Source organism: Dolichospermum sp. LEGE 00240 (assembly GCF_015207875.1).
GTDB lineage: Bacteria > Cyanobacteriota > Cyanobacteriia > Cyanobacteriales > Nostocaceae > Dolichospermum > Dolichospermum gracile.
Map to the genome: position 1 here is coordinate 58,663 of NZ_JADEVZ010000002.1, position 13,405 is coordinate 72,067.

Below are 13,405 nucleotides of genomic sequence, written 5' to 3' on the forward strand. Positions count from 1 at the left end.
AAGAAGTCGGGGATCTTTTTAAGGTAGCTGAATAGTTTGTGCTAATAAGCTTTGAAGACGTTGTAGTTGCGAACTACCTTGGTAAACTAAATCACCTTTGCCTAATAAATAAGCGGCTGTTGTTTTTTCTTTTCCACCCAGAATAATACATGAATCTGCTTGGCTGGAGGTACGCAGGGCGACTCGTCCAGGTAGGTTAGAACGAATAATTGTGGTGACAATACTCGCTTCTGGACGTTGTGTGGAAATAATTAGATGAATACCGGCGGCTCTTGCCATTGCGCCTAAACGTTTGATACTTTGTTCTAAGATGGTGCGAATTTCTTTTTCTGCCATAAAATCGGCATATTCATCAAATATACAGACAATACGCGGTAAAGCTGGGGAAGAACGTTGATTATAGGTCATTAAATCTGCACATTTAGCTTTTTCAAATTTCTGATAACGAGATTCCATTTCTGCAACTAGTTCCTGCATTAATTCTACGGCGCGATCGCTATCTTTGACAACTGGTGCATATAACCATGACATTTGCTCAAATTCGGGAAATGTTACCCGCTTGGGGTCAACTAAGGCAATTTTTAAATCTTGGGGGGAATGACGATATAGTAGACTGAGGAGTAAGGATCTCAAAAACTCACTTTTTCCACTGCCTGTTGTTCCCCCCACCAAAAAATGACAAGTATTTGGATCTGATAAATCAGCCTCTAATAACTTACCATCAATACTTACCCCAATAGCAATTTTTATGGGTGCTGTTGGGGGTAAAAATTGCTTTTGAATAAAATCTTCAAATTTAGCAATTTGCCTATCTTGACGGGGTAAATCAACACTGACATAACCAGCTTGGGGAGCAATTAAAGGGGGATTTTCTAACCCTAATTGTACTTGTAAATCTGTGGATAATTTCAAAATTGAAGGAACTTTCACACCTAAATGTGGTTTAATTTTCACCCGAATAAATGCCGGACTTACATCAGCACCATAATAATCTACATTAACCTTAAAAGATTCTAGAATTGCCACTAAAGATGCGCCAATTTCATCAGCATTAATAGATGGCTCGGGCTTTTTTCTAGGAGGTTCTGTATCTGAATTTTGATCATGATTAGATTCAACACCAAAAAAAGTCTGACACTTTTGTTCTTGGGGGCAAATTTCACACAAATGAGGTTGAGTTGTCGCAGGTGGTGGGTTAGGATTGGGAGATTCCCAACTCAACCATTGTTGCATTTGTAATAATTTATAGGGAATTAATTGATGAACCGTATTTTCTAGTTGTTCCCAAGAATATTTGTATTCTTTAAATTCTGGTAAAACACAATAAACAGCAGAATCAATAGGTGGTTTTTTCCGCTTCGATAACATATAACTATAGAGAGAAACTTGCGCTAATTGTGCTGCTGAATCTACAGGTTGATAGGTTTTAAATTCTACCATACAAAGGCGTTTAAGTTCAAAATTAAAAACCAGACAATCAAACTCACCTCTAATTAATTGTTTTGTCCCATTAGGTAAATCAAAGTAATATTCTAAACTGCGTTCTTCAGAAATAAAAGTATTCTGAATAACTGTTTCTGCACTGCAATAACGACGATTGATGATCAACAATTCAGTAAACTTTTTAATTAATCCTTGTAAACCTTGCCAAACTTGTAGTAATACAGGTGCTTTACTCGCGTCTTTTGCAATTGCATTTTGTAAATAGGGAAAGAACTTAATTTTATAGAATAGTTGTTGAATTTCCAACGTAATTACATCTACCTTTAATTGTGTTGCAGATGGATTTAATAAAGTTTTAAATCTGGGTTCAATTAGCAGTAAATTAATAAAATTATCCGCTAGTTGGTGAAAGATATTACCAATACCAGTAATGGTATCTTTAGAAGAGAATATTGCTTTACAATTAAAATTATGATTTAGATAAAATAGTCGCGGACACTCAAAAGCTAATCTAACTTTAGTAGGAGTTAAAGAGGAATTTTCAGATTTATTATTTACCATATTAAATACACGACTGATAACATCAGGATTGGATATTTCCAGTAAGCGACGATGAACAGCAGCGAGATAAACTGTATCCATTGCTGCATAGTTTAACTGTTTTTGAGTCAGGGGACGTTTTCCCCAATCACTGCTTCCTTCTTCTGCGTCTACATTAGAAAAATGGCAGAGTTCAGCAGCTAGAGTTTTTAGTTTTAAGTTGGTAGTTTGTAAAACTTCTTTGGTGATTTTTCTAGATATTTTGAAGGTACAAGTGACATTTTGCGCTAGTTCTTTTCCTAGATATTTTAAATCAAAACCAGCATTATGAAAAACTTTCTCAATTTGGGAATTAACCATGATTTGGTTAATGAAATATACAGCTAAATCAGGTTGATCTAAAACATCAAAAATGTAAGCAGATTCACCATTTAAATCTGTATAATCAGCCAATACCTGAATTAGTGCTAATTTTGGTTTATCGGTATACCAATCAGCAATTTCCGTATCTATCCATAGAGTTTTAGATAGGGACAGTTGGGAAATTTGCTTGTAAATCTCAGAAGATTCTGTCAGGTAGTGCATTGGCTGATCATATTGTAATAAATGAACTTACGGAATTAAACAAATTAATTGTTCTGATAATTTAGCTTCTGGATTTACTGTTTCCACTTTTTTTTCTTGATATAGTTGTTCAATCAAACTCCGAATTTCAGTTTCTTTTACATCAGAAAATTGACTGGAAGCCTGTGAAATCAATGTAGCCAATCCCATATAACCTTGAGTTTTCACGAGATTTAATAAGAAATCTTTAACAGGTCTTAAATCTTTTCTAACCTTACCATTTGTATCTGACTGTTTTTCTTGTTTAGAAACAATATCTAAATCCTGTAATAAAGTACATTGATTCAATATCTCAGCTTCATTAATTAAGGTTTCTAATCTTTGTAAATTAATCGGTTTCCCACCAATTACTAACTCTTGAGATTTGGCAGAATTTACCAGACTTTGATATGTTGCTAAGTAATGAATAGAAGACAGACTTGGTTTAATATGAACATGATTAGTATTCGTGAAAATCTGTCTATAGAGTTGATTTCCAGCCAGATTTGGTTTTCCTAAATCTCCAGCACGAATTAAGTGCATAGTTTGACAGAGATTTTTTTGAATTACTATTTGACAAGCATTCATTACATGATAAAAACTGGTCATATTGGAGTCTTCTGTCCAAACTATACCCAATTTTTGCCGATTTGTAGGATGTTGATAACTCAAGGAATAACTAGCATATTTTCCGCTTAAAAGTTTAGACTTAACTCCCTGTATTTTTAAAGTAGATATAGACTGCTGCAACATCTGAATTAAATCAGGTGATGATAACAAAGAAATCTTGGTAATTTTCCCCTGGCTTTTTGTATATTCGTGCTGCCATAATAATTGAAATTCTGCTTGAATTGTATCTTGATTATCTTGAGATCGTGGTGGAACAATGATTATAGGTTTAGGAACAGTTTTTTCATTGGGTGTTGTCACCTTTATTTGTATTGTAACTGGTTCGGGCTTTGGTTTTTCATCTAATAATGAACCTTTATATTTTTGATATTCATCACGACCTAGAGTTAGTGCATTTCTAGGTTTAGTTTTACTACCGGGGTAGTTTTTCTCCAACATTTCCCGATTTAGTGGAAAAATAGGAGATTCAGGTCTGGGATTTGCTAGTTGATGTAATGGTTTTAAGTGATAAGTCCAGAGTGATTCTGCTTGTTCGAGTGTAATATCTTTTAACCTAGTTTTTCTATGTATTCCTGCTTTATCAGCTAGGAAAATTCGGTCAATATGCCGATTCCAATTATTAGTAATAACGCTAATTATCACCAAGAAATTTTTTAAATTGTTCCCATGAATTGTTGTATTGACATTTAAAAAAGGTTGTATATCCAGGAAACCTTCTGGTAATTGAGGCATAGTTTCTAAATTGTCAAAACATAAAACAATCGGTTGGGTTTGCGTAGAAATTCTGCCAAAGTTTGCTAAGATATTTTTTGCAGCATCTTCTGTATCAATGCAGGTTTTGACCTTGATTGCCTTCATAGAATCTTCATTTAAATCATCACCACGCAGCCATTCACAAGCTAAATCATATAATTCTGGATTTGCGAGATCATGCAGCACTCCAAAAAACATATCAGGGTTATAAATACCTGCTTTTTTATAAGTATCTTTCAGGTGTTTGATAAATTCTTGCCGATTACTTTGTAATGCTTCCCAAAAATTATCATTAAATATTCGTTGCTTGATATCACTTCTTGTAAATGCGGTTAAACTTTTCAACCACAACATTAACTGTGATTCTTTTTCCCCTTCAGGAACTTGAATTAAACTATCAACGGTGTGACGTAAAATATGCCGCCAGATATTACTACTATCAGCCCAATTACAGAGAATATAGGCGAAAAAGGCTTTTCGGTTAAGAGTACGTTTAAGCCGACCTAATAAATAACTTTTACCAGAACCAGACTCACCAGCTAATAAAGCTGTACGACTACGATGATCTTTACCTACTAAATCAAGTAAACCTTCAATTTCTATGATTGTCTCTTGATGAATTGACTCAACCATGAGTTTTGAATCTTGTTCTTCAGCCCAAAAATTAGTGGGCTTTAAATTAATCACGTCAAAAGGGTTGACCTCGCGTTTAATAATGTCCTTAATGTCTGTCATAGATACACATTGGTGAGAGGAAGAAGTGATGAAAAAATGAAAAATATTGGAAAACCTATTAATTAACTATGATAAAGAACAGTTGTCCACCAATATTTTGAGGAATTCCCGCGTCAATTTGTTCTGGTGTATAAGCACTGACTTCTTGTAAGGTACTAAAATCAATTTTGTCACTTTTTTGCAACCGATACAACGCCTGATCTAAATCATCTCGTAATAAAGGCGGTTGTAACTTTTGCCGTAAATGAAAAATTGGTAAATAATTCTCTGTACCCAATTCCCGATCTAATTTCTTGATAGTCTCTAAAATTTCTTCATCACTGATATTGCTAGTAATATCAGAATATGATTCCAAATTATCAGAAACTAAAGTAGAAACTTTTTTTGACTTAACTCGCAAATTCTTCCGCAAAAAACGCACATAATTACCCAGCAAATTAAAGTCTATATTTGCTTTTCCTTCGGGATTATATTCATCCCGCAAAACCTCAATTCCTCTTTCCGTTAACCAAACTTCAGCTTTAAGTCTTTTCATCTTGATTTCAATAGCAATCAAACCCCGTTCACCCAAGGTTTTTAAGATTGCGTCCCGTTCATCTGATTTTAGTGATGAAACTTTGATTTCACTGGGGGCTATTTTTCCAGAACTCTTACCTATCTTCTCCAGTACCTTCAGTTCTTTATCATCAATAGGTAATTGTGCCGAGTCGAGTTTCAGTAGTGCTTGACCAGGAGGTAAAATCTTGACTGTGGCAATTTCGCGGGAATAGTCTACATATTCCAGTTCCCCCAAATCTCGACAAATTTTGTTTTTCTCACCTTTAAAACTATCAAAAGTGCTAGAACTCAAGCCAGTACGATAATTGGGACATCCCAACAGCTTTAAGATGAACTTTAACTCTTTCGTTTCCATAGGGTTAGTCTTGCTGTATTCGATACTTGACTACTTTAGCGCGAATCACAAAAAAATAACACACAGTCTCTATATTAACTCTAATAAGAGCGATTTTTGGCGTTGGTGAATTGGGGTATGAAAGTCGAAAATTCCATCTCTCAAACCCTTACTCTCTGCGCCTCTTCGTCTCTGCGTGTTCGCGCAGCGTGCCGTAGGCATAATAAAATCATACTTTTACTCAGCAACACCTAAAAACCTACCCTAATCAACAACTTGCTAAAATCAAATTCCACTCATCTTGAGACAAAGGTATTACCTCTATTTCCATACCAAAACAATCACAAGCTGCGACTATTAAAGCCTTAATTATTGTTTCTTGATTGATAGTTTCTGGAAATTGGATAGGATGAAAAAACTCTTGATTAAATACCTTTGCAAACAACTCCGGATCTGGATTTAACCGCATAGAACCATGCTGAAGAACTGCGTCACCTTTCCGTAATTGAGCGCTACCAATCAGTTTAGAACCATCTGCTAAGACTAAATCCGCACCTGTGGCTGTTCCAAAACAATTAGGATTGTGAATATAACCGCGTCCAGCTTGACCATAGTACAATTCTATATCGAGCGATCGCCATCCTTGAATCAAAAACTCACAAATCTGCCCATACACATCCAAACGATTTCCCCTCAGTCCAGACGTGACGACAGAGTAAGTTAAATCACCTTGATGTAAAACAGCCCTACCACCTGTAGGACGACGCACCAAATCTAATTTCTCCCCTTTCCACTGCAAATCTTGCCAAAATTCAGGATATTGACGTTGATGATAACCCAAAGAAATTGCGGGTGGCGACCAAGTATAAAAACGTAAAGTCGGCGGATGTTGCCCCGACTCATGTTGTGCTAATAACCAGCGGTCTATAGCCATCTGAACATCACCAGCGGCTGCTAAAATGGGAATAAGTCGCCACACCTGCGAATCAGGCATTAAATATCACATCCCTCAACTAAAATTATCGAAACCTAAACTGCACCAAACTCGGATTGCAGATATTCATCATTATCATCAGCAATAGTCGCAACAATAGTAATGATGCGGGAAACTTCCCCTGGTGACAACTCCGCTAAAGTGCGTGTAGAAATCACCACCACCTGATGATCAATAATGCCAAAGCGGGCTTCAAAGGTACTTACACAATTTAACTCTAAGAGATATCGTGTCAACCTGGCTTCATCTTGTACAGGTAACTTTAGCACCGCAGCCCAAACCGTGATCGTATCTTCATCAGTAATTCCCGTTAACTGCACAAATACTTCTACACTGCCATATTGGAATTTCCACAGATACTCACCCTCAGAACCATGACTAACCATTGCACTTTGATCTTGTGCCAGGGTATCAATTACATTTTCAATAACTTCCACATGATTTGGGGCTGTGGTTTCTTGAATAACTTCATCCAGTAACTCATCTGGAGATTGGGTTTCTAGGTAGCTGGCCATACAGATTTTTTCTCAGTAATATAGTCACTGCTTTAATCTACTATTATGCTACCAAAAATGCCAGCATCTCATCCACCTGTCTTCCCAACTAGAAATGTCACTTGATTTTGGATTGACGTTAGCGAAGCGTACGCAGCGCGGCAAGTATTTTTCCGTCCTCAAGAACGGGGACTTATACCAAATTTTGTAAACTACTATGATATAGGCTAGACTTATGGTTGCACGGGTAAAACTTGATTAAGTTCTCAATTATTTTTTCCCGGTTTCAGGAGTTCACATCCAGAAACATTTAGATGTAAGTCACATTCACCTTCATTGGGCTTTAACTTTAGGTAAAGATTTGTAAATTTATTATCTATTGTGTCTTATTAACCAGACTGATGCCCATTTTGTTTATGTTACATCATTAAATTTCTGCTGTCGGTTACATAAGCTACTAATTTTAGTTAAAATAGGTAAACCAAAGCAGTTTATTTTGGCGTAGCGCAAAAATTACTCGCTAGTTTAGCGTCACAAGATGTAAAAACAAGGAAAAAGGAACGATTTGCTTATTTTTAGCATCAAGGGACCTGGAACTGTGAGTTAAATCGTGAGTTACATAACGTACGAGCATTGATCAAAATTCAAATTGACAAATTGGGGTGCTATCTGCTACAAGGTTCCAGAATCTGACGTAAAAAATCCGAAAAACCCCCAAAAACTTTTTTGAGATTTTTCCGGATTAGCCCAAAAATCTGCGATTATTGTTACACTGATTTTAATAAGCACTATGAATATTAAGCTTGACCACAGCACCCCATGTCATTTAACTTCCTTCTTCACCCTACTCATCAAAGAAGGTATTTCCCCCAATCAAATCGTTTTGGGTATTGTTCAATTAGCCACCCAGACCCATGAATTAGATGGAATGATGGCATCAGCAGATTGTTTACGGTTGTTATTGGTACTGATGCCAGCAGAGACCTGTGCCAAAGGAGTTTCTGAGTATATATCATCTTTAGCCGCGGAAGGTATTACTACCTTAATTTTATTAGATGCTCTGAGCCTAGCTTGCTATGTTTGTGGACAATTAGATGAAGCTAACCTAGTTCACTTGACTTACAAAAGACTGCAAGCTGATGCCATCATCTCCCAAATGCTTCGTGATTAAAAGCTAAGTTGTTAATTTTTCATCATTTTTTCATAGTCTAACTATTTTCAAGTTAATTTCTACTTGTACATGGCAATTTTGTACTTGATAGTTCCATTTGTTCATGAGGCAGTCGCTTGGCTTGATTAATATATAATTTTCTTGGCAACTGTTATGCAATGGCTGTTGGCTTTGGCTTGGCTATGATTTGCAATGTTGCAATATTTCTTGTGAGTTTGACAGCACCGCATCTATCATTTATCATTTGGGGTGGAAGTCTCTAGTGGTGGGGTAATCCCTGCATCCATAACTTCTCAAGTTTTTCTTTAACCCTGTTGATATTCCATTAAAGCCGGAAACTAAAATGGTTATCTGCCAAAATGCCAAAATCTAAGATCATCAGCGGAACATTTCGGGAACTCTATATTTTGCCAGTGAAGCCAGCATTTGGTTTGCCATTAGATTGATAATTTCACCTTTATTTCACCTGGGGTTGGCATCTTGTGAGATGAACAGTATCGAGCTAATCACAATGCTTACTTACTCTCCAAACCCAACCTTCAGAACCAACTTGCCAAAATCACCCCTATTGGCAACGGTGACGGACGCACTAGGTAACGTTCCTATTGTCCGATTAAATCGAATTTATCCAAGTTGTCAACATCATCATTTATATTTAAAATTAGAATCTTGTAATCCTGGTGGTAGTATTAAAGAAAAAAATGCGGCTTATCTGGTGAATGAAGCCGAAAAACAGGGTTTATTGCGAGCGGGTGGGACAATTGTTGAATCTAGTTCTGGTAACTTTGGTATTGGGTTAGCAATTGTGGGCGCTACCAAGGGTTACAGGGTAATGATTGTGATTGATGCCAAAACCCCTGTCACCATGCGAAGAATGCTTAATGCCTACGGTGCAAAATTGGTAGAAGTGCCTTTAAGTGCTGCTGATGCTCAAGGTTCGATGCAGGTAGCAAGAATGACAAAAGCTCAGGAATTAGCCGCAAATATTCCTGGTGCTTGGTATCCTTGTCAACATAAAAATCCTATTAATACTGATGCCCATGAACTTTGGACGGCGCGAGAAATAGAAACTGCTTTTGGTGGTGCGCCGGATGCTATTGTTATTGGAGTTAGCACAGCCGGACAATTAGGTGGTATTAGTCGCTACTTTAAAAAGCATTATCCCCAAACTAGAATTATTGGTGTAGATGTGGCAGGATCAGCAATTTTTGGTACTCCCAGACACCCCTATAAGATGACTGGACTGGGTTTATCTTTCGTTCCCCCCAATTTTGACCCACAGGTGTTAGATGCGGCTTATAGCGTGGATGATGCTTTGGCGTTTTCTGTTTGTCATGCTTTGGCTAAACAGGAAGGTATGCTTTTAGGTGCTTCCACTGGTGCAATTGTGGCCGCAGCTTTAGCAGATACTCAAAGATCTACTCACCCTCAAACTATGTTACTACTTAATCCTGATCGGGGCGATCGCTATCTAGAAACAGTTTACAATGCTGATTGGCTGACAGCACAAGGAATTAACATTCTTCAAAATACTAATTTGATAGCAGCAATTGGGAATCTTCTACCTGTACCATGGGATATTGTCGGTAGGAGTCAAGTGTGATAGAGAGAATTTTTCAGGCTTCGCCCCGCTTCGCTAACACGCAGAGGCGCAGAGGCGCAAAGAGTAAGAGCTTATGGCGGGAATTTTTGCGCTTATTGCACACATAGGGTCGTGATGATATGAAATTAAAAGAAACTCAATCTCAAGCTGTTAGTTTAGGGAGTTTATGGCGGGAATTTTTGCCTTTGTCTCTCAGTGATGTAACTATGGCCTGTGGTGATCCGATGATGACCACTACATTGGCTTATCTTCCTGATGCTCAAAATAACTTAGCGGCTGTAGGTATTGCTAAATCTTTGGCAATATTTTTTGAAAGTCCGATTATTATGATTTTGCACGCTGCTAATGCTTTAGCTGGTTCTCAAGATTCACGTAAGGCATTATGGCGGTTTACATTATTTGTAGGTGCAGGACTAACTTGTTTATTAAGTTTGTTAGGATTACCGATCATTTTTAACTTTGTCGGGGTGAGTCTGTTGGGCATTCCATCAGCAATGTTAACTACAGTCAGTCAAGTATTATTACTAATGGGTGCTTGGCCATTTGCGATCGCTTGGCGGCGTTATTTCCAGGGGTTATTAATTTATCATGGTCAGTCTCGTGCTGTCGCCAAAGCCAGTATTTTCAGGTTATTTACATTAGCATTAGTTCTCACGGGTGGATTTTTCTTCCCCATATCTGGGGGTATACTTGCTGGACTTGCCCTCATCAGTGGAGTGGTTGTCGAAGCAATAGCTGTAACAATTTTTGCTCGGCTTTCTGGTGCAACTATACCACCACAAATAGAACAACCTAATTTACCCCGCAACTTAGCACAGGTGTGGAAGTTCTATCTACCCCTAGCTAATTCTATGATGGTGGTTTGGGGCGGAAGAGCGATATTAATTAGCATTCTTGCCCGCGCTGAAGATGCGACAATTGCCATTGCGGCTTGGTCTGCGGCTTGGGGACTGGTTCTAGTAATTGCCAATTCTACCCGGATGGTACAGCAAATGGTGATTAAATATCGTCATCAAGTGAGCGATCGCCAATTGCTGAGTTTTGCTATTAGTGTCGGTGCTGCTTGTTCCAGTTTACTATTATTGATGAGTGTAACACCGATAGGCGATCGTATTGTGCAAAGTTTTATTGGTAATGATCTCACCCTAGCTAACAGCATCAAACCTGTACTTTTAATTTGTACAATTGTGCCATTATTTGTGGCTTTACAAAATGCAACTCAGGGGTTTTTAGTCAGTGAAAATCGCACAGGTCACGTCAATCTATCTACTTGGTTAGGAACAGGAACTTTATTAATAATTGCCACCTTTGCTATTAACAAGGGCATGAATGGGGCAATGGCCGCCGCTATTGCCATGATTACATCTATGTTAGTTGAAGTTACTTGTTTACTTTGGAGACGAGCGGCAAAATCACAGTAAATGTACTGCCCTTATTTACATGACTTTGTACTTCTAATTTACCTTTGTGAGTTTGGACAATAGCTAAAGTAATAGCTAAACCCAATCCCGAACCACCAGTATTGCGAGAACGATCTGCATTAACTCGATAAAAGCGCTCAAAGATGTGGGGAAGATCAGAATTAGGAATACCAACACCTGTATCTTTAATAGTAATTACACCTTGATGATCATTAGTCATCAGACTAATTTTTACTTCCCCAGATTCAGGAGTGTATTTAATGGCATTACCAACTAAATTCAACAACATTCGATAAATTTGACTTTCATTACCGTGAATATAAAAATCAGATTGATCAGGAATATGACTAGATAATAAAACTTGTGCATTCATAGCCATTGGCATTAATTCTTCTTCTACATCTGCAACTAAATCATTCAGACAAATTTGCTGTAACTTGGCTTCTTGTAATCCACTTTCTAATCTAGATAATAATAACAAATCCTGTGTTAATGTTACTAATCTTTTAATTTGTCTCTTCAATGCTTTTTGAGTTTCTGGGTTAATTGAATTTGTTTCGATAATTGTTTGTAAAGATGTAATAGGAGTTCTTAATTCATGTGCTGCGTCAGCGGTAAATTGTTGTAACTGTTGATATGATTTTTCAATTGGCTGCATAGCTAAACCTGCTAACCACCAACCTGCACCACCAATAATGATCATAGAAGAGGGAATACCCAATCCTAATAACCAATGTAAACTATTCATATAATCATTTAATCGTTGTACAGTTCGTCCAACTTGTAAATATCCCCACAATTGATTATTGTTGATTTTTAAGGGCATTAAATGTAAATGATATAGTTCACCATGACGATTTTTGATATCATAAGAATGATTGAGGTGAATATTAGCAGGAAATTCATCTGGATTATTACCAATAGCCGCAATAGCTTCTCCTGATACTGTTAAAAACCTGAGATAATATCCTTCTGCTAATAAATTCAGTAAATCTAATTCTGATTTAATGGGTAAACAAGATTGTTGTTTAAAACAAAGTCCTGGTAAAGATTTTTGAGTAGGAATAGAAAGTTTCCCAGGAATTTTTAACTCTGCTTTTAATTTATCCTCAAAAACCTTACCAAAAACCTCCAATTCTCGATCAACTGTGCGAGTAAAAGCTTGTACCATGACACTGTGAGCGATGCAACCACATAGTAACAAAGTTGATCCCATCACACCAGCATAGGTAATCGCTAATTTAAACCGAGAATGATTAAAGAGTGAATTATTAGGTATCCAACCTTGGATTTTACCTATCTTCTTCCTTTCTTCCTTCGTGTCCTTCGCTGCTTCGTGGTTCATTTAATTAATATTCTTATCTTGGCACTATCCACAAAAACGATAACCAAAACCTCGGATAGTTTCAATTGCTTTAGAAAAACCACATTCTGATAATTTGCGTCTTAGTAATCTCACTTGTGCAGCAACAACATTACTCACAGTATCACTTTCAAAATCCCACAATCTAGCGCGAATTTGTTCATGAGTGAGTATTTGTTGAGGATGCTGCATGAAGTATTCTAAAAGTTGAAATTCTTTAGCTGTGAGGATAATTGGTGAAGAATTTTCCGCTGCTAAATTCATAACTGAAAAATTACTATAATCTAAAATTAAAGAACCTATTTGTAACTGCGGTGGTTGAAAATTTGGTAATCTTCTTTGTAATGCTCTTACCCGCGCCAATAATTCTTCCATACCAAAGGGTTTAACAAGATAATCATCTGCACCTGCGTCTAAACCCGTAACACGATCATTCATGCTATCTCTAGCTGTTAATAACATAATTGGTAATTGATTTTTTCGCGCTCTTAATCTTTTACACAATTCCAATCCCGACAACTTTGGTAACATCCAATCTAAAATCGCAATTTCATATCTTTGGGGTATTGACTGCAAATAATCCCAAGCAGTCTCTCCATCTTCCACCCAATCTACTATATAATCGCGTTGAATAAGAGCATTATGAATACCACTTCCTAAATCATGTTCATCTTCAACTAATAGTAACCGCATAACAATAATAATTAGGGTTTGCTGATAGCGTAGCGTGGCGTAAGCCATAAAAGTTGTCTGTGAGGGCTAG

The 13,405-nt window shown here is 37.1% G+C and carries 10 protein-coding genes; 3 read left to right on the plus strand and 7 right to left on the minus strand.

The window, feature by feature from the left end:
- Positions 1-18 precede the first annotated feature (18 nt).
- From IQ226_RS00285 to IQ226_RS00305, 5 genes are all read right to left on the minus strand, one after another.
- Positions 19-2,568 carry a DNA translocase FtsK gene (locus IQ226_RS00285; RefSeq protein ID WP_193890658.1) on the minus strand — a complete coding sequence of 850 codons (2,550 nt, stop codon included), beginning with the start codon at positions 2,566-2,568 and terminating at the stop codon, positions 19-21.
- 27 nt (positions 2,569-2,595) lie between these two features.
- Positions 2,596-4,704: an ATP-binding protein gene (locus IQ226_RS00290; RefSeq protein ID WP_193890661.1), complete on the minus strand. Its 2,109-nt coding sequence runs from the start codon at positions 4,702-4,704 to the stop codon at positions 2,596-2,598.
- Positions 4,705-4,762: 58 nt separating this feature from the next.
- Positions 4,763-5,617, minus strand: a complete 855-nt coding sequence (locus tag IQ226_RS00295) for a transcription factor RcaD (RefSeq protein ID WP_193890664.1) — start codon at positions 5,615-5,617, stop codon at positions 4,763-4,765.
- Positions 5,618-5,864: 247 nt separating this feature from the next.
- On the minus strand, positions 5,865-6,590 hold the full coding sequence (locus IQ226_RS00300; protein WP_193890667.1) for a biotin/lipoate A/B protein ligase family protein: 726 nt from the start codon (positions 6,588-6,590) through the stop codon (positions 5,865-5,867).
- Positions 6,591-6,625: 35 nt separating this feature from the next.
- A complete protein-coding gene (locus tag IQ226_RS00305; protein ID WP_193890670.1) occupies positions 6,626-7,105 on the minus strand; it encodes a YbjN domain-containing protein in 480 nt (159 codons plus the stop codon).
- A gap of 769 nt (positions 7,106-7,874) precedes the next feature.
- Here IQ226_RS00305 and IQ226_RS00310 point away from each other — a divergent pair.
- From IQ226_RS00310 to IQ226_RS00320, 3 genes are all read left to right on the plus strand, one after another.
- Positions 7,875-8,255: a hypothetical protein gene (locus tag IQ226_RS00310; RefSeq protein ID WP_193890673.1), complete on the plus strand. Its 381-nt coding sequence runs from the start codon at positions 7,875-7,877 to the stop codon at positions 8,253-8,255.
- A 511-nt stretch (positions 8,256-8,766) separates the two neighbouring features.
- Entirely contained in the window at positions 8,767-9,858 is a 1,092-nt protein-coding gene (locus IQ226_RS00315; RefSeq protein WP_193890676.1) for a cysteine synthase family protein, read from the plus strand.
- A 119-nt stretch (positions 9,859-9,977) separates the two neighbouring features.
- Entirely contained in the window at positions 9,978-11,279 is a 1,302-nt protein-coding gene (locus IQ226_RS00320) for a hypothetical protein (RefSeq protein ID WP_193890679.1), read from the plus strand.
- On the opposite strand, the gene rppB is transcribed toward IQ226_RS00320, so the two are convergent.
- Positions 11,239-12,624 (minus strand): two-component system sensor histidine kinase RppB, encoded by a 1,386-nt coding sequence (rppB, locus tag IQ226_RS00325; RefSeq protein WP_228039164.1) that lies wholly within the window; start codon positions 12,622-12,624, stop codon positions 11,239-11,241. The genes IQ226_RS00320 and rppB overlap by 41 nt on opposite strands.
- A 24-nt stretch (positions 12,625-12,648) precedes the next feature.
- Complete coding sequence (gene rppA / locus IQ226_RS00330; protein WP_193890928.1) at positions 12,649-13,335, minus strand: two-component system response regulator RppA; 687 nt, start codon at positions 13,333-13,335, stop codon at positions 12,649-12,651.
- Positions 13,336-13,405 lie beyond the last annotated feature (70 nt).